The sequence below is a fragment of the Emticicia fluvialis genome, from assembly GCF_024793945.1.
Taxonomy (GTDB): Bacteria; Bacteroidota; Bacteroidia; order Cytophagales; family Spirosomataceae; genus Emticicia; species Emticicia fluvialis.
In genome coordinates this window covers 172,393-199,130 of record NZ_JANUSD010000003.1, presented here as the reverse complement: position 1 = coordinate 199,130, position 26,738 = coordinate 172,393, and the positions used below count along the sequence as shown (strand labels likewise).

Genomic DNA, 26,738 nt, shown 5'->3' with positions numbered 1-26,738 from the left:
CTATGCCTGTAAAAAAAACACCTGCACAGAAGGCGGCTGCTCTTTGTCTTGTATTGTTGCCTATGCTGATTTTTGGGTTCATATTTCAGAAATATGCCCTTAATATACCCCATTGGGACGACCTGGCCGTGCGAAATTCGCTGGTTAATTTCCTGAGCACGGATAGCCTTGCCGAAAAGTTTAAAGTGCTTTTTGCACAACATAACGAACACCGGATTTTTCTGACCCGTATTTTTGCATTGCTGGTGTATCAGCTGACGGACACACTGCAGCTGAAATGGTTGATGGTGCTGGGGAATCTGGCATTGGCAGGCTTGCTGCTGGTTTTCTATAAGGTTAGTGTGCGCTATAAACTTTCTTTGTGGGCTTTGGTGCCTGTGTCATTCCTGTTGTTTCTGAGCAGCTTATATGAAAACGTTTTCTGGGGTATGGCCTCGGTGCAAAACTTCTGGGTTATTCTGCTGGCGTTTCTGTCTTTTTATTTTCTGGTGTTTTCTTATGGTAAATCAAACCCGGGGTATCTGACATTGGCAATAGTGCTGTGTTTTCTGGGTGTTTTTACCAGCAGCAATGGTATATTGATTCCCATTATTGGTATTGGCCTGCTGGCGTTTCAGAAAAGATACCGTGAGCTGGGTATTTGGGCCGGGGCTGCGGTTGTGTTTTTGTTTATGTATTTCTTTAATTATACCAAGCCGCCTGGTAACAACGCCGGTATTGATTTTTCGGCGCCCGGTACCTTGTTTAAAGGTTTGCTGGCGGTGCTGGGCAGCGGGCTGGATGTGTCTTTTATTGCGCCCGGCAAACGTCTGGATTTACCCATGACAACCGGAGTATTGCTGTTGATTATTATCGCGCTTTTTACATTACAGGTGCTGTTCAGGAAATATAATATCAATCAGCGGAACAATGATTTATTTCTGCTGGCCTGTGTGGCATTTCTGGGTATTACCTGTGCGGGTATAGTGGCCGGGCGGTTGTCTTATGGTATTGAGGTGCTGCTTACCAGCAAATACAAGATAAATTCGATACTTCTTTTGTGCCTTGCGTACGTTATTCTGTTAAACTCGGTAAACGAAGCCACCCGAACGCAGTTTATAAGGTTAATGATAGCCGGAACCATTGTTTTTCATTTTTATACTTATCTGGCCGAATACCAGAATATCAGTTTCCTGCACCGCGAACGCATTGCCGACCAGTTTAAAATTCAGCATAGCGACAAGCTGATGCCCACAAGCGGTATCTATGCCCAACTGCAGCACCCGGCACCTGCATTCTACGATGCTCTGTTGCCACAACTGGTGGCTGGTGGCGACTCTGCCAGTATAAAACCGGGCGTGCAGGAAACAGAAACAACCTATATTATTACCGATAACAGGGCGGGTATCTTAAATGTTAGTGCGCCTGACGCCGGCCAGTATTTTGTATTACGGTCGGCAAAGGCGGTCTATCTGTTTGCTTCAAGAGTGGCTACGCCAGCCACCCGACCCGTGAAAGATTATCTTAATTTTGGTTTTCTTTTCGGAAATCAGTTAAAGACCAGTAGTTTTGTGACAGAGTTTTTGAGATTTTACATCCAGTCGGGTAATTATCAGCTGGGTATGGTGCAGGTTGAGAATGGTACGGCGAAGGTGACATGGACCAGCCGGTTTGTCCTAATCAAGGCACTGAAGAAACAAGAAATCAAACAAAACTGGTAATTTTCTGTAAGAATCCAATTTCTGATGTCGGCAAAAAACACTTCTTATTTAAAGCAACTCGATGGCATTCGTTTCATAGCCGTATCGTTGGTATTGATTGACCACTGGTCTGACGACAGGCTGAAAATTCCATTCGGGTTTCTGGGTGTTTGCATCTTTTTTGTGCTGAGCGGTTTTCTGATCACGCGTATTCTGCTCAATGCCAAAGACAAAGACGAGGCACTTGGCCGTTCACACGGATTCTCGCTCAAGCAGTTTTACATCCGTCGTACCATTCGTATTTTTCCAGTTTATTACCTTTCTATATTGGTGCTGTATGTGCTGAACGTGCCCCCTGTGAGAGAGAAAATAATCTGGTGCCTTACCTACTCTACCAATATTTATATTGCCATTCATCAATCGTGGCTGGGGGTTATAGACCACCTGTGGTCGCTGGCGGTTGAAGAGCAGTTTTACCTGTTTTTCCCTTTTGTGATGTTTTTTATTCCTTCGCGTTATCTGGTGCGGGTATTATATGGTTTTATTATTCTTTCGGTTGCGCTCAGGTTTGTACTTTTCCTGAACAACGTTGGCTGGATGGCCTCTTACGTGCTGATGCCTACCTGCCTTGATGCCTTTGGTATGGGTGGGCTGCTGGCTTATTTTTTCTATCATAAAAATGAAAAAGTAAAGGCTTTTATAACCAATAAACTGTGGCTGGTGCTAAGCATTGTGGTTTATGCAGGGGTAGTGGGTTTCAGCAAAATGATATCTGAAGAGCAAAACATTATAACCATTGTATTTTTAAGGCTGTTCGAGTCGCTGCTTGCTTTGTTTCTGGTGGGTAACGCGGCCTATAATTTCGGTGGTATTGCCAGGTTTGTGCTCGAAAACAAAGTGGCGGTGTATCTGGGGCGCATCAGCTACGGCATTTATATTTACCATAATTTCATATATAACTACTATCACTCGGGGCCTTTGCATCCTACTGTCAGGGTGCTTAACAAACTGCCTTTTATAGCCCATCATCTGCCGCTTAAGTTCATTTTTCTGTATGCGGTTACGGTTGCTGCGGCTACGGTGTCATGGTTCCTGATCGAAAAACCAATTAATCAATGGAAAGATAAGTTTGGGTATTGAGGGAATTAGTGATTGAGCGAATTAGTGAATTAGTGAATGAGTGATTGAGCGGCCGCCGTTGCGGGGAATGAGTGAATTAGTGAATGAGCGAATTAGCGAATTAGTGATTGAGTGGCCATCATGGCGGGGAATTAGTGAATTGTGATTAAGAGGCTGCTGTTTTGGGGCATTATTGTTTCGATGGCGTAATAATTATCGGGGTGCTTTTGGGTGTTATGTGCCGCGTTTGATTAGTTTTTTGGTGGTCAGGCGGTTGGCGTCTTTAATTTTTAATAGATACAAGCCATCAGGCAGGTGGGTCAGGTCTAGTGTGTAGGTCTCTGAAGTTATCGATTTCCCTTCTATCTTATTAATCACTACTCCTTTTGAATCTGTCAGTTCGGCGCTTACATCGCGGGCTGAATTGCTGAGCGGAAACGCAATGGTAATCACATCTGCCACCGGATTCGGAAAAACCAATACGTTTAGTTGTTGAACTGGCTCAACAGAATTAATAATATAGCCGTCCGGGTCTATAATATACCAGCCCATTTCCTGTAGGGCCCGTAGCAGTAGTTCGCCGGGTTTATGGTTCACCTCGGCGGTTCTTACACTGGGCGACATCAGCGAATTATCGCTACCGGCAGGATAGGTGTTTTCGTCAAAATGAGAAATGCTCGACCCCTCACTAAATGTAGTAGGCGCATAAATTCTGGGCAGGCTGTTGGCAAAAGCAGCATTTTTTAGTCCGAAATACAAGGCATTGCTGGTGAGCGCGGTTTTTAAGTCGGTCGACGGATTGCCATAAACCGTGGCATCTGTCAGTTTGATACGGCCGGAATCCTGCAGAAAAGTATCGTAAATGTAATTACTGCCCGATTGCCCGTATTGCCCCTGAGTGGTGTTGGTAATTTTCATGGAAGACGAAAACCCAAGGCCATGTGCAATTTCGTGCAGCACCACGGTGGTAAAGTCAAATCGCCCTGCGGATGACCTTCCGTCGGTATTGAACGACCAGTTTACACCACTATTCAGCTTCATTTCTATTTCAAATTCGTCGTCGTTCAGATTCCGCCCTGATATAGCCTCTGCCATTGCCACCGGATACCATAGGTTGGTATAAGGTGCGCCGGTAAAATTTTTATAGATGCGGGTTGAACCCGTTACAGCCAGCACACCTGTATTGAGGGCTGTCCATGTGGCTTTAATGCGTATGGGCTGGCTTGAGTACAGATACCCGGCCCAGATGCTCATAGCTTTTTCGTAGGCCGCTTTGGCAGTTTCGGGGAAGTCGACATAAGTAACTTCAATGGTGGCAGTAGTGGCAGGTCTGGCATTGGCAGAAAACAATCTTTCAGGCAGAATTTCAGTGAAACTGTTTTCTTCAATATAATGGCATACAACCGGCACGGCAGGCATTGATTGCTGCGCAAACAAGTTGCAAAATGCCAGTAGAAAAAAAGAGATGAATGCCGATAGACGCATTTTCTGGTTTTTAGTGGGGTAATTATAAATATAGACGAAACAAGTGCCAAAAAAATTGCATGGCGTGTTGTTCAATGAATGGCTATCAGTTTTGAAACGTAGTCCCAACAGATAATACCCACAGTAACCGAGATATTGAGCGAGTGCTTGGTGCCAAACTGGGGTATTTCAAGGCAGCCATCGGCAGCGGCAATAGCCGTATCATTAACCCCGAAAACCTCGTTGCCAAATATAAAAGCATATTTTTGACTGGCCTCGGGTCTGAAATCCGGTAGTTTCATGCTGTTTTCAACCTGCTCAATGGCCAGCACGGTATAGCCATTGCTTTTCAGCTCGGCAATCAGGTCTGTAATGCTGCTGCGGTGTTCCCAGGCTACCGATTCTGTTGACCCCAACGCAGTTTTCTCAATTTCGCGGTGGGGCGGGGTGCCGGTAATGCCGCACAGATATATTTTCTCAACCAGAAAGGCATCAGCCGTTCTGAACGCCGACCCAACGTTGTTCAGGCTTCTGACGTCGTCCAGAATCAGACAAAAATTTTTCTTTTCCACTTCCTGAAACTCCTCAACCGTCAGCCGGTTCAGTTCTTCCATCTGCAGTTTTCTCATATCCACATTTTTTTGCAAAGGTAAGGGGTATTTGTGGTAAAGCGATGCTTTGGGCGTGAAAGGTTAGGGTTTTAATCAATTATTAACCCAAAGTGGGTATATCCAGATTGATTATTTGAATGGAATCTGAAACAATGAATGCGCTCAATTGTTTTCATTGTAGAATAAAAGTGTGTTTCTGAGACAGGCTTCTTATTAATCATCAAAATAAATTACTTTGCATAATTATGCCTTCGGCTGTGTTTAAAAGCCGTAATAAAATCAACTGTCTGTCTATGTTCATGTCGCTTACTATTGTGCGTTATCCGGGCTGGGCGGTTCCGCTGGCCTTTATTTCTATGGCGGTGTTCAGGTTACCGCTTTTGTTTACTAAAGGGTTGACCTTCTGGAAATTGCTGGGTTGTGGTAAAAACGGTACTTTTGATATAGAACCCGACTTGAAACAATGGGGGCTGCTGGCCGTTTGGGAAACCGAGGCTGATTTTGAAAATTTCAGACAACATTCGTTTCTTCAGCGCTGGTGGAAAACCCTTTGCCATGAGCAGTGGACCATATTGTGCCAGCCTTGCGAGGCGCACGGTAAATGGGACGGCAAGGAGCCGTTCAGCAAAAGCGCGGTCAGTAAAGATTATCAGGGCAAAATAGCGGTGCTTACCCGTGCCAGCATCCGTCCGTCCAAGTTGCGTGGTTTCTGGGCCAATGTGCCGCCGGTTGCGGCAGGCATTAAAGAGGCCGCAGGCTTTATTACTTCGGTAGGGGTAGGCGAGATGCCGTTTGTAAGGCAGGCTACTTTTTCTATCTGGGAGAGCCTGAACGACGTGAAGCAGTTTGCCTACAAACAGCGTACACATGCGGATGTTGTAAGAAAAACCCGCGATGAAGGCTGGTATTCGGAAGAATTATTTGCCCGTTTTATACCGCTTAAAACCTTTGGCTCTTTAAACGGGCAGCGTTACCTCTTATAATGGCGCATCATTTTTGATGAAAGTGGAAGCCCGGCTTTGGGGTTATGCAAATGATATTTGGGTGGGCTGTCTGAACCGACGGCCTTTTTTTGTAGTTTTGTGTTGGAAAAAGAAACATTAAATTCTGATATAATCATGAACATGGGAGATATTTTCGGGCTGGCAGGTAAAATGAAAGAAATGCAGGCTCGTATGCAGGAAGCACAGGAAAACCTGGGTAAAATAACCGAAACCGGTGAAGCAGGTGCCGGCATGGTGCAGGCTACCGTAAACGGTAAAAAACAGATTCTGAAAATTGAGATAGATGATGAACTGCTGAAAGGCAATGATAAAGAAATATTGCAGGATCTGATTGTGGCCGCCACCAACAAAGCGCTGGAGAAGGTAGAAGAAAAAGCCAAAGAAGAATTGAAAAAAAGTACCGAAGGCCTGATACCGAACATACCCGGTATGGATTTGGGAAGTATGTTTGGGAAGTAATAATTTAGCGAATGAGCGATTGAGTGAATGAGTGGTTGAGTGAATGAGCGATTTAGTAATTTAGCGGGCGGCGTTCCGCTGAATGAGTGATTAATCCTAAATACATGCCAACCTATTACTGTGGCAGGTAATTGTATGATTAAACCAGATATGTACTTATAAAAAATTAACTAACAATATTTTACCACGGAGTGGCTCGGAGTTTAGCACAGCGTTTCACGAAGTTTAGAGAAAAATCCTCCGTGAAACTCCGTATTTTCAACTTTGTGTTACTCCGTGGTTTAAATCTTTAATTTTAATTAATATTTTCTTTGTACTTATAGTAAACCACTAACCTGACAAAGCCATATCGTGTTTACATCCTAATCACTAAATCACTCATTCACTAAATCACCCAATCGCTCATTCACAATTGATTCTGCATGTCAAAAGTAGCAATAGTTATACTTAATTATAATGGGCAGGGGTTCCTCAGGGAATTTCTGCCTTCTGTGATTAAACACGCTGAGGGATATGAAATTGTAGTGGCCGACAACGCCTCTACCGACAATTCTCTGGTGTTTATGCGGCATAATTATCCGCAAATCAGGTTAATCAGCCTGCCTGTCAATACCGGATTTGCTGGCGGATACAATGAGGCGTTGGCGCAAATAGAGGCCGAATATTATGTGTTGCTGAACTCAGACGTAGAGGTTACGCCCAACTGGGTGGCTCCGCTGGTTGAGTTGATGGATGCCAACCCTGTTATAGCTGCCTGCCAACCCAAACTGAAAGATTATAAAAATAGGCAACAATTTGAATATGCCGGGGCAGCCGGAGGGTACATTGACTGGCTAGGGTATCCGTTTTGCAGAGGAAGAATTTTTGATACCTGCGAAGCCGACAACGGGCAGTATGACGATACCCGCGAGGTGTTCTGGGCCACGGGTGCCTGTATGTTTGTGCGGGCGTCGGTTTTTCATGAGCTGGGTGGCTTTGATACCTCATTCTTTGCCCACATGGAAGAGATAGACCTTTGCTGGCGTATGAAGAACGCAGGCTACCAGGTATATTATTCAGCAGCCTCAACGGTTTATCATGTGGGGGGTGGCACGCTGCATAAATCAAACCCGCGCAAAACTTTTCTTAACTACCGCAACGGGCTGGCCATGATGTACAAGAATCTGCCGTCGGGTCAGTTATTTTCTACTATTTTCTTAAGATTGATACTCGACGGGGTGTCTGGTATAAAGTTATTTCTGGGTGGGTCTTTTAAAGATGTATGGGCTATTATTAAAGCGCATTTTGCTTTTTATGGCATGATGCGGAATCTGGAACGAAAATCGCCCAAAGTATTGAAAGATGTCTATCCGAAAAGCATTGTACTGGCTTATTTTCTGAAAAAGAAAAAGACCTACGGCGAGCTGTAAACGCACCGCAGGCCTTTTTTATGGAAGTTTTATACAAGCCTGTGTTTTATTCTAACACGCGCACTTTCAGGTGGCTGGCGTTGGTTTTGTCGTGATACACCTTATGCGTGGCCGATTGGAAGTCTGACGGTTCGGCATAATGAATATTGGGCAGAAACTTCTGCGGGTTGCGGTCTATGATAGGGAAAAACGTGCTTTGCACCTGTACCATAATGCGGTGGCCTTTCTTGAAAGTGTGCAGCACATCCTGCAACTCAAAATTTACCTCTTCTACCTTACCCGGCTTAAACGGCACGGGGGTATCAAAACTCTTCCGGAATTTACCACGCATGGCCTCACTTCTTACCATTTGCTGATAACCGGCCATTCGGATATGTTTGGCTGTGTTGGGGTTGTCTTTGGCGTCGTCGGGGTACACATCTATCACCTTTACAACAAAGTCGGCATCAGTACCTGTGGTTGATACCTTCAGGTCCGCCCAGATATTACCGGCAAGGGTAATGTCTTTGTCGAGCACGTCAGTCTGGAACGTAAGCACATCCGGGCGGCGGCTGGCGTGGCGTTGGTCGTCAACCATGTATTCGCGCGGCATACCAGAGGTGATATAGTCTGACGACGGCACTGGTTTGGCAGGGTCTGAGATGTACTGGCTTGCGCTTTGGGCTGCAGCCGGGGCATCAAAAGAAAGTTTACCGTTGGCACCAAAGTACAGATTACGTTCTTTAGCTGCTTTGGGTGGCCATTCGGTAAAGGTTCTCCATTGGTTGCTTCCGGTTTCGTACATGGTGGCTTCATTAAAATTATTGTCGCCGATGCCTTTCAGGTAATAATTAAAAAATTTACGCTCTATATTCTGGCGGTAATAAATACCCGTTTTTTGTCCGAAATTCACATTACCCAATATGTCGCCGTCGCCTCTGGCCCAGCCGCCATGTACCCAGGGGCCAACCACAAAAATATTAACTATACCGGGGTTTTTTTGTTCAACAGACTGGTAGGTTTTAAAAGTACCGTACAGGTCTTCGGCGTCATACCAGCCACCCACTACCATTACGGCGTGCCTGATACCGTTGTGGTGATTCAGAATATTGCGGCTTTTCCAGAACTCATCATAATTCGGGTGTTCCAGATTCGCACGCCAGTAAGGGTCTTTGCCCAGGGTTTCGGCATATTTTAAAGAGTTTTTTATCGGGCCCAGATTCAGATAAAACTGGTAGCCGTCTGGTGTGCCGAAGTCAAAACGTTTACCGGGCGTTTGTGTAGGTTTGCCGTCTGTCCGGTTGGTGAACGACGGATAAAACCCAAAGTTATGGGGCAGCATAAAAGCGCCGTTATGATAGCTGTCGTCGCCGCGCCACAAGTCGGCCATGGGTGCCTGAGGCGACGACGCCACCAGCGCAGGGTGGTTGGCCATAAGCCCGGCAGAAGCATAAAAACCCGGATAGCTGATACCCCACATACCCACCTTGCCGTTGTGGTAGTTCAGGTTTTTCATCAGCCATTCAATGGTGTCATAAGTATCGGTCGATTCATCAAAGGCTTTGCCGCTTTTGGTGTCCTGGTGGGGGCGCATTTCAATAAATTCACCCTCCGACATCCAGCGTCCGCGTACATCCTGATACACAAAAATGAAGCCGTCCTGCATCAGTTCGGCGCTTGGGCCTACCTGAGTTTTTAGTTTCCCTTCACCATACGGAGCCACCGAATAGGGGGTGCGCTGCATCATGACAGGGTATTTTTTTGTTGAGTCTTTGGGTAGGTAGATAGAGGTAAACAGGCGCACGCCGTCGCGCATGGTAATATAGACCTCACGTTTCAGGTAATTGTTCTGTACGTAGGAGGGGTCTGGCGTTTGGGCAGACACCGCCACAGTGCAGAAAAACATAAGCACTAAGATAAAGCTTCGCATAGTTGGTTGATAAAAATTTACAGTTTGGATATTGATTGAATTGGAGGTTGTAAAGATAGTAAAGAGAGGAATAATTGTTTGGATTTGAATGTAATAGTTTTGGTTGCATTATTAATTATACGATTGCTTTTGATACCGGGTTTAATTATATTTGGTAAAATTTAAGAATGCATGAAATGAAAAGCAGAAATTATAAAGTGCATATTACAAAGCAGGAGGATGGAGGCTACATGGCTAATATACCTTCGCTGCAGCATTGTTTTTCGTTTGGGGAAACCATTGAAGAAGCAATTGAACACGTAAAGGAGGCCTTAGAGGGTGTGTTGATGGTTATGGAAGAAAAAGGATTGCCTATACCGGACGATAATGATGTTATTGAGGCATCCATTACTATTTCTGAATCTTCTTCTAAAAATCGTTTATCAAATCTTGTATCAGCCTGATGGATTTATCACCGAAGTCTCTGGTTAAATTACTTACTCAAAGAGGTTGGGTGTTAGTGAGAGTAAACGGGAGCCATCATATTTTTTTTAATGAAGACACCAGACAAACACTGCCGGTTCCGATACACAGTAATAAAGATTTAAAATTGGGTACCTATAAAAGTATCTTAAAGATGGCCGGTATTGATTTTGCTGAAGTTGCTAACATCAGTAAAAAGAATAAACCAGATTGAAAACGCCTTAAAGGTAAGTTGGTGTCATCTTTCTAGCTCCGATTTTGAACTTTTTCAATATTTTTTTACTTTTGTAATAGACAAATACTCCGATTGAAAGGTATATGGAAAATTTAATAGAAAGAGTAGAAACTGCCTTAAACTCAGTAAGACCTTATTTACAAACCGATGGCGGAAACGTGAAAGTGGTTGAAATTACTGACGATTACACAGTAAAACTGGAACTGATTGGGGCTTGCGGGTCGTGTCCGATGTCGTCAATGACTTTTAAAGCAGGGCTTGAAGAGGCAATTCTGAAAGCTGTGCCAGAGATACGAAAAGTAGAAGCGCTAAACCTGACACCGGCGTTTTAATACGGTTTCAGGGCTTGGTTAAGCTAAAAATATACAGCCACTTGTGTTTGCAAGTGGCTTTTTTATTATCTTGCAAACACTTTTCATTTGCAGACACTGCGCTAATCAAATAATCAGCTTTAGGTTATAAAATGGCAACCAAAATCAGAGTAGGGGTTTTCTTTGGCGGACAAGCCAGAGAAAGGGAAATATCGTACCTTGGCGGTAAGACAGCTTTTGAGCATATTGACAAAGCCTTGTTTGAGCCAATACCGATATTTGTTGACAGCTTAGGTCATTTTATTCAGATTAACCCTGAACTACTCTACGAAGAATCCATCCGTGATTTTTTTCCTTCTAAAAACCTCAACCGCGGTTTCAGGGTATATATAGAATCGTTAGGAGAACTCAACGAAACACAGCTATACAAATTAATTTATAAAGTAGGTAAACAGATTCATCCGGCCGATTTTCCGGAAATAATGGACTTTGCCTTTACCATTATGCACGGCCCACAGGCTGAAGACGGTAGTTTGCAGGGTTTGCTCGAGTGGTATGGCATACCTTATATGGGCCCGGGGCTCATGGGCTCTGCTGTGGGTATAGACAAACCCATGCAAAACAAGCTGATAGCGCTTGTTACCGGCCAGCAAAAAAAGACCATTACCTTTACCCGCGAAGAATGGGCATCGGCCGACCGCTCAAAACTTTTCACCGATCTCATTAACTCAATCGGTTTTCCTTTTGTGGTAAAAGCACCGCATCAGGGCTCATCAATCGGGGTGGCCATTGTCAGAAAAAGAAGTCTGGAAGAGTTTACCAAGGCCGTTAACCAGTGTTTCTTTGAAGCGATTTTCAAGAAGAGCGACTGGGAGAAACTGACCGAACGCCAGAAACGCCACATTATGGAGAAAACCTCTAACCTGGACGAGGGTATTGGTTTCCCGGTAATGGTAAACGGTAAAATATTGGCGCACCCTGCCGACCTGATGGAAGAGCTGGATGCCGTTTTGTTTACGGCCGATACCGCCACGGTGGTGTCTGTACATGCCGAAGATTATGTGATGATAGAAGAGTTTGTACACGGGCAGGAGTTTAGCTGCGGCGTGATACAACATGATGACGGCAAAGCCATTGCCCTGCCACCAACAGAAATTTACGGCGAAATACAGACTTTTGATTTTAAATCGAAATATAAATCGAATGTAACTAAGAAGCGGATTCCGGTGGAAACCAGCATGGAGAATCTGCATAAAATACACGAGAGCCTGTTGAAGACCTTCAACACACTGGGTTTTTGTGTAGTAACCCGCATAGATGGCTTTTTAACGCCAGACGGGCGCGTGCTGCTGCATGACCCGAACACCATACCGGGCATGTCGCCGTCGTCATTGATATTCAAGCAAATGGCTGAAATCGGGCTTACCGTTACGCAGTCAATTACTTATTTTATCCGCCAGTCAATCCGTGAGCGTATCAGAAGCGGTAAGAATACCGTTAGTTTACGCCAGTTGCTCGACAAACTGGATGGCATGATAGAAGAACGAGGCGCCAGCCACCGCAAAAAAGTGGCTGTGATTTTCGGGGAGTCTGACGAACTGTATAAAAGAGCGCAGAAGAAAATCGGGGAGTTTTCGGCTTCGCCGGTGTATGAACCCGTGCCGGTGTGTGCTGCCAAAAACGGGCAGATGTATAAGATACCAATGAACCTGATGTTCAAGGCCGATATCATGGACTTCGGGCAGTCAATCGGTAAGCCCAAACATCCTTTCATTGCCGAAATCATTGACAAGGCCAAAGATATTACAGCCAAATATGCCGGAAGTTTCGATACCCAGATGAAAAAGCTCTCAGAAGCCGAACTGGCCGAAACTGTTCAATTTATTTATCAGTGTGATGCTGAAACGCTGGTTGAATTGTGAGTATTATCTGATAATACATAATATAAAGAAAAGCTCCTGTTCTGTCGAATTGGAGCTTTTTTGTGTTATATTAAGTAGCAATGCTTAGTTACAATATTCGCGTATTACGTTGTAGGCGGCTGAGTAGCCTAGTTCTCCGGCGTGGCTCAGGTCGTAGCAGCCACCGTTTTCGTCGCCCAGGGCGTGTTTAATAATGCCTCTTACGTAGTAGGCTTCGGCATATTTTGGGTTCAGCTTAATGGCATTGTTGCAGTCTTGCAGGGCTTCTTTCTGGGCATTCATAGATGAGCGTACAAAACCACGGAAAAAATAGGCCTCTGCCGATATCGGGTTTAGCTCAATGGCCTTGTTCAGGTCAATAATAGCATCTTTGGCATCTCCGTTTTTGAATTTCACAATGCTGCGGCTATAGTAGCCTTCTGAGCGGTCATCAGAAAACTCGTTGATTTTGCTTTTTTCCTGCACCTGATTCCGGAGTTCGTCCAGAATATTCCGGGTTATTCGCCCATTATACACCACTTTCGATTCAATATTTGGGTTATTGATTTCAATGGCTTTGGTAAGGTCATTTAAGGCGCTTTTCTGATTATTAAGCCTGCTGTAACAAAAACCGCGGCCGTAATAGGCCTTTATGTGCTGGTTGTCTAAGGCAATGGCTTTGTCGAAGTCGCTGATGGCACCCCGGTAATCATCAATTTTGGTTTTGCTGAAACCCCTGTTATATAAAGATTCGCCATCTTCCGGGTTTAGCTTAATGGCCTCGTCAAAGTCTTTTATAGCGCCCGTGAAATCGTTTATTCTGAGCCTGCTGAACCCCCTGCTGGCAAAAGTCTGCGAGCGTTTCGGGTTCAAATCAATGGCTTTTGTAAAATCGGAAATACTACCCTGAAAATCTTCCAGGCGGGATTTACACAAACCGCGCGAAAAATAAGCCTGAAACTTGTTCACCTCTTCTGTGTTCAGTTCCAGCACTTTGGTAAAGTCTTGTATGGCACGGGTGTAATCAAACAACTTGGCGCGGGCTGTGCCTCTGTACAAATACGCCAGGGCGTCGTCGGCGCTTAAATCAATGGTGCGGTTGTAGTCTTGCAGGGCCGAGCGGTAATCGTCCTGCTCGCTTTTGCTTTTACCTCTGAACAAGTACGCCAGGGCATTTTTGGGGTCCAGGTCAATGGTTTTGTCAAAGTCCATAATGGCCCCGCGGTGGTCTTTCAGTTGTTGTTTGGCAAGGCCGCGGTTGAAATAGCTGCTGGGGTTGTCCGGATTCATAGATATAGCAGTGCTGTAGGCATGAGAAGCTCCCACAAAGTCGCCGGCTTTGCTTTTTAAGACACCGATGTCAAAATAATCAGACGCAGTTTGCTGTGCACATAACTGCGTTGCCCCCAATGCCGCTATCAGGAAGCAGACCAGGAAAAAACGGTTATTCATGCTAGATTTTTGGGTAGGTGTAAGTAAGAATGTAAGTGATTTTCTCTGGAAATATACTTTAGCAAAGATAAAAGTATTGGTTATTTACTCAAGGATTTTCATTAAAAGATTTTATTAAATTTCTGTAAGTGAGGGGCTTATATAATTATTCGTCAAAAAACTTGCAATCTTTAAATGTTTTTTAGGAACTTTGCCCGGTTTAAATACTTTTTTAAAAACTAAGTCCTCTTACTTACGTAGCTTTTAACACTTAAAAAACATGAAACTACATCGGCTTCTGGCGGTGGCGGCATTGGGTATAATGCTTGTTGCAGCGTGCAAATCATCAAAAAAATCTTCTCAGGAATCCGGTCGGAAAAAAGACCCTGTAGCTGCCGAGGCTGCTGTAAGAATCGGAATTATGCTTGACAAACTGGCAACCGCCCTGATAAACGCCACCAAAGGCAGTGCAGACATTGTGCGTACCGCCGACGGCATTAACATTGCGTTTCAACCTGATTTTTACTTTGAGTCAAGCTCAGAAAATCTTACCAGTAATGCCAAAGGAGTTTTAGGAAGCATATCTGGTGTGCTGAACGAATACCCCTACACTGAAATATTTATAGAAGGCCATGCCGATAGCAGCGGCAACCAGATGAAAAACAAGATATTGTCTGAAAACCGGGCCAAAGCCGTGGCTTTGTATCTGAAAGGTAATGGGGTGTTGGCCGAAAGAATGGCCATTGCAGGTTATGGCGCTACCAGACCCGTTGAAAGCAATGCCACACCGGAAGGCCGCCGTAAAAACCGCCGGGTTGTGGTAAAAATCAGAGCCAATGAGAAGAAATTCCTGGAGGCCAAGTCGTCAGTGGCGGCGGGGAAATAATGAGTGAATGAGCGGCCGCCGCTGCGGTGAATGAGTGAATTAGTGATTGGGAAACTATCATTTGTGAAACATTGTGTCATTTGGGTACATTGTGGCAATAAAAGAAAGAGCAGCGGTGTGTTGCTCTTTTTTTGTGCATTGAGGTAATAAAAAAAGAGACAAGGCAGTGCCATTGTCTCTACGCAAATAAAAATAGTATCTCTACAAGAATCGGTTCTACAACAACAACTGCCCGATACCAAACAGCAACACAAATGCCAGTGTTGAGAGCGACATCTGTTTCAGCATGGGGTCGGGGTTGGGGAGTCTGGATACCTTAATGCCGTTGATGAAAAACAACGGGAAGCATAGCACGTAGATAATCATGTATTGTTCTTTCAGCAGGCTGTAGGCCAGTATGCTCAGCATACCACCCAGCAATAGAAACCAGTGGTATCTGATGGCGGTTTCGCGCCCCAGGCGAGCGGGGATAGTCTTCTTACCCGCACGGGTGTCAGAATCTATGTCTCTGATGTTGTTGATGTTCAACACCCCCGTAGCAAAAAAACCGCAGCTGAAGGCAGGGAGCAGATTGAGCCAGTCGAATGTTTTAGTGTATAAATAATTACTGCCCAGAACACCCACCAGGCCAAAGAATATCAGCACCGATACATCGCCCAGCCCTGCATACCCATAAGGTTTTTTACCGGCTGTGTAGGTATAAGCAGCCAGCATACACAACAAACCCAGCCCCAGAAAACCCCAGAACTCGTTGGCCTCGGCATCTCTGAAAGCAAAATAAAGTAATGAAACGCCAAAAACAAGGCAGATAACGGCTAGCAATATAATACCCCTGAACATCTGCTGTGGTGTAATGGCGCCCGACTGTACCGCTCTTTGCGGCCCCACACGCCCGGCCAGGTCGGCGCCGTTCTGGGTGTCGCCGTAGTCGTTGGCAAAGTTAGAGAGTACCTGCAGGGCAATGGTGGTAAGGCAGCAAAAGGCAAAAATAAGCCAGTTGAATTGCCTGGCTGATACGGCCAGAAAACTGCCCATCAGGATACTAGATAACGACAACGGTAAGGTACGGGGGCGGGCAGCCGAAAGCCAGTTTTTCATATTCGGGCGATATTCAGTAACAATTGAGTAATGTGTTCGATTAATTGCAAAATTACATAATCCGAGTTCAGAATTATGTAAAATTTAGTATAAATTCATGAATTGTGAGTCAAGTCGACAGAATCAGGTATCCCAGAGCGATAATCTGTCAGTAGAATTAGGTTTTTCGGTTAAATTAAAGAAGTCCCGTAGGGACGATATATTAATATACCGTCCCTACGGGACTTTCAATGCAAATATCTATTCTATTCTACCAATATAACATCCCAACTGGATTTACATTAACAGAAGATTATTCTCTGAATCAAATCCCAACGGCTTTTTTGAACTCTTCGTTATCAGGAGTAACTTTTGAGTTGAAGAAGTTGGTCAATTCGCCTTTTTCATTTACTACATACTTGCAGAAATTCCAGGTTGGCGCGCTGTCGTTCCAGCCGTTCAGGTCTTTGTGGCTCAACCATTGGTAAAGCGGGTGTTGGTCTTCACCTACTACGCTCACTTTCTCTAACATCTGGAAAGTAACGCCGTAGTTTTTCTGACAGAACTCGGCAATTTCTTCGCTTGTGCCTGGCTCTTGCGAACGGAAATTATTGGCCGGGATACCCAATACCACGATTTTATCGCCATATTTTTTGTGGAACGCCTGCCAGTCGGCATATTGTGGGGTAAAACCACATTTAGAGGCCACATTTAACACGACTACTTTTTTGCCTTTGTAACGGCTGAAATCAATAGTTTTTTTGCCGTCGAGCGATTTCAACGAGTAATCATAGAACGAACCTTTGGCTACTGCCGACGCTGGGCGGCTTAATGCTGTTTCGGATAGAACATTGTTTAAAGCAACAAAACTCATGGCACCTATAAGGGTAACCACTGCTGCTGCGGCTAAAATGAGGGTCTTTTTCATTTTAATTGATTGGTTTGATTGAAAGTTTCAGGTATTACATTCTGTTGGGTACTTCTATGCCTAATAACGCAGTTGCCTTACGAATTGTTTCTGAAACTGCTTTTATTAATGCCAGCCTGAAAAGCTGTTTGTCGGTGTTGGGTTCGTTCATGATAGATATACCCGCATAAAAGTGGTTGAATGTCTTGGCCAGGTCGTAGGTATAGCTGGCTATAACCGACGGCGAATACTCATTACCAGCCTTTTGCAATGCTGCCGGGTATTCGTTCAGTACAAAAATCAGGTCGGCTTCGGCCTTTTCTATGGCCACATTTTTTACGCTGTTGCCCACGGTTATACCCTGCGATGCCGCCTTGCGCAAAATAGAGCAGATACGCGCGTGGGTGTACTGAATAAACGGCCCTGTGTTACCCTGAAAATCGATAGATTCGGCCGGGTTAAAAAGCATTTTTTTCTTGGGTTCTACTTTCAGCAAAAAGTATTTCAAAGCGCCCAGGGCAATCATGCTGAACAGGCTGTCGGCCTCTTCTTTGCTGAAATCATCAATCTTGCCACGTTCACGCGTGGTAACCTCGGCGGTTGCAATCATTTCAGCCACCAGATCATCGGCATCTACCACCGTTCCTTCACGAGACTTCATCTTGCCTGATGGCAGGTCAACCATGCCGTAACTCAGGTGATAACAGCCATCGGCATAGCTGCGGCCCAGTTTTTTCATGATGGCAAACAACACCTGAAAGTGGTAGTCTTGCTCGTTACCCACCACCCATATCGACTTATTGTTGCTGTAGTCCTGAAACTTCAGGTCGGTGGTGCCTAAATCCTGCGTAATATACACAGAAGTACCATCGGCACGCAGCACCAGTTTTTCGTCGAGCCCTTCTTCTTTCAGGTCAATCCATACGCTACCGTTTTCTTTTTTGAAGAAAATGCCCTTAGCCAGCCCTTCTTCTACTATATCTTTACCCAGCAGGTAGGTGTTAGACTCATAATAGGTTTTGTCAAACGACACCCCGATTTTCTGATACGTTTCGTTGAAGCCCGCAAAAACCCAGTCGTTCATTTTACGCCACAGGGCCAGGGTTTCTTCATCGCCTTCTTCCCATTTAATAAGCATCTCCTGCACGGCTTTTATTGCCGGTGCGTTTTTCTTGGCTTCTTCCTCTGTCATGCCCTGTTGAACAAGGGTCTCAATTTCAGATTTGTAGTGTTTGTCGAAAATGACATAATACTTGCCCGCCAGGTGGTCGCCTTTTAATCCTGCCGACTCCGGCGTTTCGCCGTTGCCAAACTGCTGATACGCCCACATTGATTTGCATATATGCACGCCGCGGTCGTTTACCAGGCAGGTTTTTACTACATTATAGCCGTTGGCTTCCAGAATTTTAGAGACCGAGTAGCCCAGAAAATTGTTTCTTAAATGCCCCAGATGCAGCGGTTTGTTGGTATTGGGCGACGAGTACTCAACCATGACCGACTGATTGTTTTGAGGTAACACACCAAAGGTGCTGTCGGCCAGTATGGCGTTCAGGGTGTCAAACCATACGTCGTCGGCCAATACCAGATTCAGGTATCCCTGTACAACATTATAGGCTTTTATATAATTGGCACTTGTTTTCAGGTATTCTCCCAGGGCGTTGGCAATATCAGCAGGGCTTTTGCGCAGTTGTTTCACTAACGGAAAAACCACATAGGTGTAATTGCCCTCAAAGTCGGCCTTGGTGGGTTGCAGCGCTACTTCTTCTTCAACCTGAAACAATGCAGATAATGCCTGCGCAATAGCAGTTTTTAATGATGATTCGATATTCATAAATTGTACTTGGATGGTTCAGCCATGCGACAGTGCGCTGGTTACGGAACCGCAAAAGTATGATTTTTTTGGCAGAAATGTTGGTAAAATATCAGGAAATGGTTTTGCCTGATGAATTGTGGTTTCATACCAAAAGGGTATAAATGTTTAAGAAACCAATTCAAATAATTATTAGAGGTATTTTCTATAATAAACGATTTGATTTATATTTGGCTAAAACCTACTGATTCTGCGGTCTGATAAATAATGAAACAAAAAAGAATCTACGCTTTTCTGATTGATTTGCTGGTTATTGCGGTGCCATCAACACTGTTGATGGTGCTGAGCGTTTTTATGCTCCGGCAAGATTTTCTGCCCGCCTTTTATGGTCCGCTGGCGTTGGCTGCCTTGCTGCTATTTCTGAAAGACCTGCCCTTTGGGCGCAGCCCCGGCAAATATTTTCTGGGGCTTGAAATCAGCAATGGCGCATCTGTACTGAGGCGCGTCTGCCGGAACATGACCCTGATTGCCTTACCAATAGAAGCACTGGCGTTGCTGATATACGGTAAACGGCTGGGCGACGTACTATTTAAAACCGACGTGGTAGCCGACGAAACCAGTAGCTTTAACAAATTTACAGAGCTGCTGGCCGGTGTATTTATTGTTTTGCTGCTGGTGTTTTTGCAGTTGCGGAACCTGGCTGGGTATTACATACGCCAAAGGCAGGAGTACATGGTGGCTGAAGCCTTTATTTATGGTAATCAGGCCATCCGCCAAAAAACAGGCGAGGTGGTTAAACTAAGCAAAGTGCCCGATTTTAACTTCAGAAAACGCAACGGCCAGACAGAACTGACCATAGAACTAAAGGTTTATGGACAAAAAGAAAATGCCGATCTGGCCATCAACCTGATAAAAAAGGATGGTGGCCAATGGGTAGTGAGCGATTATGAGATTATGGAAAAAGAATAATTGCACAGATATTGTATATATTTGTTGCCGGATGATTATCTCTCTGTACTATTCATACAAATCTGACATCTAATCTGAAATATAGCTATGGGCAATAAGTCATCTCCGAAGGCATCCGATGATTCAAATTTATCTGTTCAGCTTGATTTCCAACAGACTGTTAACAACTTTTTCATGCAGGCATCTGGTATTTTTTGTGTGCTTAAAGGCACAGATTACGTATTTGAACTGGCAAATCCTTCTTTTTTACGGTTTTTTGGTCAGCGCGAAGTGATAGGCAAAAAGCTGGGCGTGGTAATGCCCGAATTAACGAAAGAAGTTTTTGAGAGCGTTCTCAATAAAGTGTATTCAACCGGTGTAACGCATACTGATGCTGCAATGCGCTTCCTGTTCAGCCAGCCCGGCTGTGCGCCAAAAGAGGCCTTTGCCAATTTAACGTTTCAGCCGCTTCAGAACGTGAATGAAGAAGTGATAGGAATCATCATTTCCGGTTATGAGGTAACAGAGCAGATATTGGCGCGCCTGAAAGTGGAAGAACTGGAAGAACGCATGCGCCTGGCGGTTGACATCAGCAATATTGGTATTTATGATTATAATATACTGACAAAAGAGGTGGTGTCGTCTGACATCATGAATAAAATATTTGGTATTAACCCGGGGATGCCCCCAAAGGGATACGCAGAAATGATAGACGTGGCCGATATGCTGAAGCTGAAAGAAATGTTTGGCAAAGCGCTTGAAACAGGCCAGTTTGACTACCAGTTCAGAATGAGAATGAACAGCGGCGAGCAGAAGTGGATACAGACAACGGCCAAGGTGTTTTATAATGACGGGGGCCAGCCTGTAAGAATGCTGGGTACTCTGAAAGACATTACAGAAAGCCGGGTGGCAGAAGAAAAAATGGCAACCCTGGCAGCCATTGTTGAGTCGTCGGAAGATTTGATTCTCAGCAAGGGCCTTGATGGCATTGTTACGAGCTGGAATGCCGCCGGTGAGCGCATTATGGGTTATAAGGCTGAAGAAATGATAGGCCAGCATGTGTCGAAACTGATACCAGCCAACCGCCTGCAGGAAGAAGACGAGATTATCAGCCGATTGAAAAAAGGCGAGCGAATAGAACATTTTGAAACCGAGCGTATCAGAAAAGACGGCCGGAAAATAGATATTTCGCTTACGATATCGCCCGTAAAAAATACACGCGGAGAAATTATCGGGGCCTCTAAAATTGCCCGCGACATAACCAACCAGAAGAGCACCAAAAGGCTGGTGTCTGAAAACGAAGAGCGTTTAAAGATAGTATTGAAAGCCAGTGAACTGGGCACCTGGGAACTGAACCTGAAAACGGGTGAGATCTGGGCTTCTGAAAGATACCTGCAGATTTTCGGGTATGAGTCTGCCGGCGATTTGATGCATGAAGACTTTATCAAACACCTTTACCCGGATGATTTGCCTGTAAGAGAAAAGGCCTTTAAAACAGCTACTGAAACTGGTGTGTTGCATTATGTTTCGAGGCTGATACGTACCGATAAAAGCATCCGGTGGTTTGAGGCCCGCGGCACGGTGCTGTATAATGAGGCGAACGAACCTTATAAAATGCTGGGGACCATCAGAGACATGACCACCGAAATGAACTATCGCCGCGAACTGGAAACCAGAGAGCAGAAGTTTAGTTTACTGGCCGACTCTATGCCACAGCATATCTGGACGAGCGACCCCGAAGGCAACATGAATTATTTTAACCAGGCCATGTACGACTTCTCGGGTATGACCAAAGACCAACTGGGCCCGCAGGGCTGGTTAGGGCTTTTGTGTGCCGAAGAAAAAGAAACCAACCGCCAGCTATGGCTGAAAGCCGTAAAAACAGGAGAGCTGTTTAAAATGGAACACCGTTTCAGGCGGCATGACGGCCAGTACCGCTGGCAGCTGAGCCGCGCGCTGCCACAGAAAGACGAAGACGGTAATATTGTAATGTGGGTGGGTACCAGTACCGACGTGCACGACTGGAAGATTTTTACCGACCAACTGGAAGAGCAGGTAAAACAAAGAACAAAAGAGCTGCAGGAGTCGAACGAAGAACTAAGCAAGCTGAATAATGAACTGGCGCAGTTTGCCTACGTGGCCAGCCATGATTTGCAGGAGCCCCTCAGAAAAATACAGACGTTTTCGGCACGGATACAGGAAATTGAAAAAGACAGGCTGTCTGACAAAGGCAAGGATTACTTTATGCGCCTGCAGAATGCCTCCAGACGTATGCAGCAACTGATACTCGACCTGCTGGCTTACTCAAGAGCCAATACGGCTGCAAGGCATTATGAGCCTGTTGAACTGGCCTCGCTTACTGATGGCATACTTGAACAACTGAAAGACACTATTCAACAAAAGAATGCGGTAGTAGAGGTGCTAAATATGCCAACTATGCACGTGGTGAAGTATCAGTTTGAGCAGCTTTTTACCAATTTACTTACCAACGCGCTTAAGTTTTCTAAAACTGATGAACAACCCCGCATAAGTATTACCTGTGTGGTAGTACCGGGTAGCGGAATCAGTATTTCGGGTATAGACCCTAAACAGAGCTATTATCATTTTTCAATAACCGACAACGGCATTGGCTTTGAGCCTGAATATAACGAGGCCATTTTTCAGGTATTTAAACGCCTGCACGGTAAAGATGAGTACCCCGGAACGGGAATCGGACTGGCTATTGTTAAAAAAATTGTAGAAAACCACTCCGGGTTTATAACCGCCAGCGGCGAGTTGGGTAAAGGCGCCCGGTTTGATATGTATTTTCCGGTAGGGGAGTAATAATTCTGAACTTTGATTTAGCGGTAAGCCGCCGCGGCTGATTGCTAAATCAAAGTTCAGAAACGTTGTTTACTTCAGGCGCGTACCTTCAACCTCTATCATATCCATCAGTTTGCCTACAAAGTGATCGTCGTCTTTTTTGGTGATAACCATTGTGAGGTCATATCCACCTGCCGAAAAGGCTGCAAACAACTCTTCACCTTTTATTTCAACTGAGGTCATGTTGGCTACTTCTTTGGTTTCAGGGTTGGTAACTTTGCCAATAATTTTGCCGTCTACTACCTCAAAACTCATTGGCAGTTTCACGTCGCCCTGTGGGGTGCCTTTTACAAGTACTTCCCAGTTGCCTGTAAAGAAATTGGTTGTTGCAGGTGCCTGCGCATTAGCCAGCGATACCGCGGCTATTAATAAAACAAATGTTAGAAGAGATTTCATAGGGTAAATAGTGAATTAGTGATTTAGTGAGTGAATGAGCGATTTAGTGAATTAGTGAATTAGTGATTTAGTGAATTAGTGAATTAGTGATTTAGTGAATGAATTTATTAATGAGCGGCTGCGATTGCGGTGAGTTAGCGGAACGCCGCCCACTCATTCACCGCAACCGCGGCCCACTAAATCATTCAGCGGAACGCCGCCCGCTCAATCAGCGGAACGCCGCCCGCTCAATCACTAATTCACTAATTCAGCGGAACGCCGCCCGCTCACTCACTCATTCACTAATTAATTTTGCTCGCTGAGTTTAAATTCCAGTCCGGTTACAATCATCAGGGTGCCGTTTTCAGATTTCGGGTTTACGTACACCACGTAGATGTCGTGCAGGCCTTCTACCTTGCTTATCGGTACTTTCAGAATGTTAGGGGTCATGCTCATTTGATCAGATGGCTCAAGGAAGGCCGACTCACCCACCAGCTTGCCTTTGGGGCTGTCGAGACGTAACTCAACTTTGCCACCCAACGCGTTAACCTGTGGTTTAGGGGCCATTGCCTGAATCTGCAATTCGGTAATGCCGCTCAGGTCTACTTTGTTAAGCACCATGTATGCGCCAGACTTGGCAGGCATAGCCAGGTTACGGCCACTGAACGACATCTTGTTTACGTCTTCATATTTATCAAAATCGTGCGCACCCAAAGTGGCATTTCTAAGCGTAAAAGTCTGCTCTGATTTTAGCGATGGCAAGCCGTTGGCGCCCTGGTCTTCGTAGGCTGCTCTTACAATATAAACACCTTTGCCTTTGTCGTTAGCAGGTAGTTTGGCAGTGTAAGTGCCTTGCAGCGGCAACGATTTTGCTTTCGGTTTTTCGTTGGCCAGGTTCAGGATGTACTTCACCATTTCTCCGGCATCGGCTGCTGAAAGTTGCGGGTGGCCACTCATTGGGGTTTCGCCCCATACGCCACCACCACCGCTGATAATCTTCTTAGCCAGGCGGTCGGCGGCATCTTTGTCGCCTTTATATTTGGCAGCTACGTCGCGATAGGCTGGCCCGATAGATTTTTTCTCTACACTGTGGCAGGCTTTACAATCGCTGGCTTCTATCAGTCTTTTACCAGCTACAAATGCCGCGCTGGCATCAGCCGAACGGTGGCCTTGTGCAATGGCTACTTTATCAAATCCTTCAGGCAGGTAGTCAATGCTTACGGCCACGTTTTCGGCATCAATGCCTTTGCCGAGCGTGCCATCCTCTTTATCTTTTACCTTGATGTCGTAGTCGAAAGATTTGTTGGCAACATAGAAAGACCTGTTACCTTTTTGAATATCGAAGCTCAATACCGGAGGCTCGTTACCGGCTATGATTTCTAACGACTGCGCGTTTGTGCCGCCTTTGCCATCATTAACAGTAAGGGTGGCTTTATAAATGCCCGGCTTGGTGAGCGTCAATGCGGCATCTGGCGTGCTGATAACCTTATTGAAACCATTTTTTGAAGTAATTTGCCAGCTGTATTTCAGGGCGTCGCCGTCGGCATCGGTTGAGCCTTTAGAGCTTAATTTCAGGTTGAAAGGCACCGCGCCACCCAGCTGATTAGCCGCTACGGCAATTTGCGGTTTGCGGTTGCCACCGTTGTATTCAATGCGAATCAGGCGGGCGTCATCATTACCTGTAAACCAGCCCGAGCCGTATTCAAGCATGTATAAGTCGCCGTTTTCGGCAAACTCCATGTCCATCGGGTTGTTGAATTTATAGCTGGGCATAAAACGCTCCATCGATACATAATTGCCGTCTTTATCCATAGTTACGGCCATTATCCAGCCGCGCATCCATTCATAAATAAGCAATTTGTTATCGTAATATTTAGGGAACGCGCGTTGAGCCGTTTTGAAATTATCTGAATAAAACACCGGCCCGGCCATGGCGTTTCTACCACCGCTACCCACCAGCGGAAACTCTGGCGAAGCCCCATAAGGATACCAGATGAAAGCCTTTTGCGCCGGAGGCAGTACTTTCAGACCCGTGTTGCTGGGTGAAGTATTGGTAGGGGCGTTTACGTCCCATTTCTCTAATGATTTTTTGTTTTCAAAGTCATACTTATTGTAAGCTTTGTTGTCGCCCACAAAGTGTGGCCAGCCAAAGTTACCCGGTTTGCGTGCCTGGCCAACCTCGTCGTGCCCTGCGGGGCCGCGGTCGTCGGCAGGTTTTGAGGCATCGGGGCCTACTTCGCCCCAGTAAACAAATCCGGTTTTGTTATCAACCGAAATTCTGAAAGGGTTACGGTGACCCATCGTATATATTTCAGGACGCGTACCGGCGGTGCCTTTCGGGAAAAGGTTGCCTTCCGGAATGGTGTAGCCACCCTCAGGCGTAGGTTTTATTCTGATGATTTTACCTCTCAGGTCGTTGGTGTTGGCAGATGATTTCTGCGCATCCCATGATTCTCTGCCCGGTCTTTCGTCGCTCGGGCTGTAGCCGTTCGAGCCATGCGGGTTGGTGTTGTCGCCGGTTGAAAGATACAGGTTTCCGGCTTTGTCCCAGGCAATAGAACCCCCGGTGTGGCAGCATTCTTCGCGTTGGGTGGGTATTTCAAGCAATACTTTTTTAGACGAAAGCACCAGTTCGTCACCTTTCAGCTCATAGCGGGTCAGAATGTTCTTCGATTCCTCCGGTATTGAGTAGTACAGGTAAATCCAGTGGTTTTGTGCAAAGTTGGGGTCTTTGTTAAGGCCCATCAGCCCGTCTTCACCCATCGACTCCTTGCCTTCTTTGCTTTTGTACTTGATGCTTACAGGTATAGAAGCAATGGTTTTCAGTTGTTTGGTTTTAGTGTTATACAGTTTCACGTCTCCCTTGCGCTCAATGAACAGCACACGGCCGTCGTTCAATACGCTCAGCTCCATTGGTTCGTTCAGTTTTTCTTCAAGCACCACTTTGGTAAAGCGGTTTTCTTCAGGGCGTGCATTGGCGTAATTTAAAGGCTTGGGGTTTGGCCCTCCCATAGCGTAATTGATACCTGCATACAGGTGATTAAGAAACAGAGGCTCGGCGTAGGTTTCGTCTGTATGCCCCATGGCAGTGTAGAACGACCGGCCACCGTCAAACTCCTGATACCAGCTCATCGGGTGGTAGTCGGGGTTTTTGCCTCCCTGATACGTTTTTTCGTCAATAGTCAGCAATACGTTAATTTTGGGCGAAATATTTTTGAAGCTGTAAAACTCGTCGCTTCTTTCAAACTCGTCGGGCATGCCCTGGGTAGCCCAATGGTTTTTTTGTACAACCGTATATTTACCTTTTTGTACGTTGCTGGGCACCATGGGGTGGTCCAGAAAGTAAGCGCCTGCCAGTTTACCATACCAGGGCCATTCGTACTCGGTGTCGGTAGCTGCGTGTACACCTACATAACCGCCACCGGCCTGAATGTACCGTTCAAAAGTGGCTTGTTGCTTGTCGTTCAGTACGTCGCCGGTAGTGTTCAGAAACAAAACGGCGTTATACTTTTTAATATCGGTTTCATTAAAAGCCTCGGCGTCTTCAGTAAAAGTTACGGCAAAGCCCTTTTCGGCTGCCATTTTGGCCAGCGCTTTTTTGCCTGCATCAATAGACGCGTGCCTGAAAGAGGCGGTTTTGCTGAATACCAGCAGTTGCGGCTTTTTTACCTGTGCCTGTACCAGACCATACGACAGCAGCAGGGTTAACAATAAGCTGATTGTTTTGTTAGATTTCATCAAAGTAAAATAAATTGTTTACGGGTGTAAAGTAATGGCTTTGAGGCAGAAGCACAAGGCGCCTGTTGCGGCGTAAATGCACTCTTCCGGATACAAATGTGTGTACTTAAATAATAGAAAACAAGAATATTGTCTAATTTT

The 26,738-nt window shown here is 45.5% G+C and carries 21 protein-coding genes; 12 read left to right on the top strand and 9 right to left on the bottom strand.

Annotated features, from left to right (window positions below):
- Window positions 1-2: 2 nt before the first annotated feature.
- The gene (locus NZ848_RS04715; RefSeq protein WP_259014565.1) at window positions 3-1,700 is read left to right on the top strand and encodes a hypothetical protein; all 1,698 of its coding nucleotides are present in this window, start codon (window positions 3-5) and stop codon (window positions 1,698-1,700) included.
- A gap of 24 nt (window positions 1,701-1,724) precedes the next feature.
- Entirely contained in the window at window positions 1,725-2,819 is a 1,095-nt protein-coding gene (locus NZ848_RS04710; protein WP_259014564.1) for an acyltransferase family protein, read from the top strand.
- A gap of 213 nt (window positions 2,820-3,032) precedes the next feature.
- On the opposite strand, the gene NZ848_RS04705 is transcribed toward NZ848_RS04710, so the two are convergent.
- Both NZ848_RS04705 and NZ848_RS04700 read right to left on the bottom strand, forming a co-directional pair.
- Window positions 3,033-4,283: a T9SS type A sorting domain-containing protein gene (locus NZ848_RS04705; RefSeq protein ID WP_259014563.1), complete on the bottom strand. Its 1,251-nt coding sequence runs from the start codon at window positions 4,281-4,283 to the stop codon at window positions 3,033-3,035.
- Between the two features lie 71 nt (window positions 4,284-4,354).
- Window positions 4,355-4,891 (bottom strand): RNA methyltransferase, encoded by a 537-nt coding sequence (locus NZ848_RS04700; RefSeq protein WP_259014562.1) that lies wholly within the window; start codon window positions 4,889-4,891, stop codon window positions 4,355-4,357.
- A gap of 281 nt (window positions 4,892-5,172) precedes the next feature.
- Between NZ848_RS04700 and NZ848_RS04695 the strand changes: the two genes are divergently transcribed.
- From NZ848_RS04695 to NZ848_RS04685, 3 genes are all read left to right on the top strand, one after another.
- Window positions 5,173-5,856, top strand: a complete 684-nt coding sequence (locus NZ848_RS04695; protein WP_259014561.1) for a DUF3291 domain-containing protein — start codon at window positions 5,173-5,175, stop codon at window positions 5,854-5,856.
- Window positions 5,857-5,991: 135 nt separating this feature from the next.
- Window positions 5,992-6,336, top strand: coding sequence for a YbaB/EbfC family nucleoid-associated protein (locus NZ848_RS04690; protein ID WP_259014560.1), 345 nt, complete (start codon window positions 5,992-5,994; stop codon window positions 6,334-6,336).
- Window positions 6,337-6,758: 422 nt separating this feature from the next.
- Window positions 6,759-7,745, top strand: coding sequence for a glycosyltransferase family 2 protein (locus NZ848_RS04685; protein ID WP_259014559.1), 987 nt, complete (start codon window positions 6,759-6,761; stop codon window positions 7,743-7,745).
- A 46-nt stretch (window positions 7,746-7,791) separates the two neighbouring features.
- On the opposite strand, the gene NZ848_RS04680 is transcribed toward NZ848_RS04685, so the two are convergent.
- Entirely contained in the window at window positions 7,792-9,654 is a 1,863-nt protein-coding gene (locus tag NZ848_RS04680) for a CocE/NonD family hydrolase (RefSeq protein ID WP_259014558.1), read from the bottom strand.
- A 176-nt stretch (window positions 9,655-9,830) separates the two neighbouring features.
- Here NZ848_RS04680 and NZ848_RS04675 point away from each other — a divergent pair, with 176 nt between their 5' ends.
- The 4 genes from NZ848_RS04675 to NZ848_RS04660 all read left to right on the top strand — a co-directional run bounded on the left by NZ848_RS04675 (window position 9,831) and on the right by NZ848_RS04660 (window position 12,584).
- Window positions 9,831-10,097: a type II toxin-antitoxin system HicB family antitoxin gene (locus NZ848_RS04675; protein WP_158237930.1), complete on the top strand. Its 267-nt coding sequence runs from the start codon at window positions 9,831-9,833 to the stop codon at window positions 10,095-10,097.
- Window positions 10,097-10,330, top strand: coding sequence for a type II toxin-antitoxin system HicA family toxin (locus NZ848_RS04670; protein WP_253525316.1), 234 nt, complete (start codon window positions 10,097-10,099; stop codon window positions 10,328-10,330). The genes NZ848_RS04675 and NZ848_RS04670 overlap by 1 nt, the downstream gene beginning before the upstream one ends.
- 104 nt (window positions 10,331-10,434) lie before the next feature.
- Entirely contained in the window at window positions 10,435-10,683 is a 249-nt protein-coding gene (locus NZ848_RS04665; RefSeq protein ID WP_253525313.1) for a NifU family protein, read from the top strand.
- A gap of 131 nt (window positions 10,684-10,814) precedes the next feature.
- Window positions 10,815-12,584 (top strand): D-alanine--D-alanine ligase family protein, encoded by a 1,770-nt coding sequence (locus NZ848_RS04660; RefSeq protein ID WP_259014557.1) that lies wholly within the window; start codon window positions 10,815-10,817, stop codon window positions 12,582-12,584.
- Between the two features lie 84 nt (window positions 12,585-12,668).
- Here NZ848_RS04660 and NZ848_RS04655 read toward each other — a convergent pair whose 3' ends face one another.
- Entirely contained in the window at window positions 12,669-14,015 is a 1,347-nt protein-coding gene (locus NZ848_RS04655) for a tetratricopeptide repeat protein (protein ID WP_259014556.1), read from the bottom strand.
- A gap of 259 nt (window positions 14,016-14,274) precedes the next feature.
- Here NZ848_RS04655 and NZ848_RS04650 point away from each other — a divergent pair, with 259 nt between their 5' ends.
- The gene (locus tag NZ848_RS04650; RefSeq protein ID WP_253525291.1) at window positions 14,275-14,880 is read left to right on the top strand and encodes an OmpA family protein; all 606 of its coding nucleotides are present in this window, start codon (window positions 14,275-14,277) and stop codon (window positions 14,878-14,880) included.
- Between the two features lie 216 nt (window positions 14,881-15,096).
- Here NZ848_RS04650 and NZ848_RS04645 read toward each other — a convergent pair whose 3' ends face one another.
- From NZ848_RS04645 to argS, 3 genes are all read right to left on the bottom strand, one after another.
- Complete coding sequence (locus NZ848_RS04645) at window positions 15,097-15,978, bottom strand: 1,4-dihydroxy-2-naphthoate polyprenyltransferase (RefSeq protein ID WP_259014555.1); 882 nt, start codon at window positions 15,976-15,978, stop codon at window positions 15,097-15,099.
- A 304-nt stretch (window positions 15,979-16,282) separates the two neighbouring features.
- Window positions 16,283-16,885, bottom strand: coding sequence for a glutathione peroxidase (locus tag NZ848_RS04640; protein WP_259014554.1), 603 nt, complete (start codon window positions 16,883-16,885; stop codon window positions 16,283-16,285).
- A gap of 34 nt (window positions 16,886-16,919) precedes the next feature.
- On the bottom strand, window positions 16,920-18,695 hold the full coding sequence (gene argS / locus NZ848_RS04635; protein WP_259014553.1) for an arginine--tRNA ligase: 1,776 nt from the start codon (window positions 18,693-18,695) through the stop codon (window positions 16,920-16,922).
- A 246-nt stretch (window positions 18,696-18,941) separates the two neighbouring features.
- Between argS and NZ848_RS04630 the strand changes: the two genes are divergently transcribed.
- Both NZ848_RS04630 and NZ848_RS04625 read left to right on the top strand, forming a co-directional pair.
- The gene (locus NZ848_RS04630; RefSeq protein ID WP_259014552.1) at window positions 18,942-19,643 is read left to right on the top strand and encodes a hypothetical protein; all 702 of its coding nucleotides are present in this window, start codon (window positions 18,942-18,944) and stop codon (window positions 19,641-19,643) included.
- Between the two features lie 87 nt (window positions 19,644-19,730).
- Window positions 19,731-22,445: a PAS domain S-box protein gene (locus NZ848_RS04625; RefSeq protein WP_259014551.1), complete on the top strand. Its 2,715-nt coding sequence runs from the start codon at window positions 19,731-19,733 to the stop codon at window positions 22,443-22,445.
- 69 nt (window positions 22,446-22,514) lie between these two features.
- On the opposite strand, the gene NZ848_RS04620 is transcribed toward NZ848_RS04625, so the two are convergent.
- Both NZ848_RS04620 and NZ848_RS04615 read right to left on the bottom strand, forming a co-directional pair.
- The gene (locus tag NZ848_RS04620) at window positions 22,515-22,880 is read right to left on the bottom strand and encodes a hypothetical protein (RefSeq protein ID WP_259014550.1); all 366 of its coding nucleotides are present in this window, start codon (window positions 22,878-22,880) and stop codon (window positions 22,515-22,517) included.
- Window positions 22,881-23,165: 285 nt separating this feature from the next.
- Window positions 23,166-26,597, bottom strand: a complete 3,432-nt coding sequence (locus NZ848_RS04615; RefSeq protein WP_259014549.1) for a ThuA domain-containing protein — start codon at window positions 26,595-26,597, stop codon at window positions 23,166-23,168.
- Window positions 26,598-26,738 lie beyond the last annotated feature (141 nt).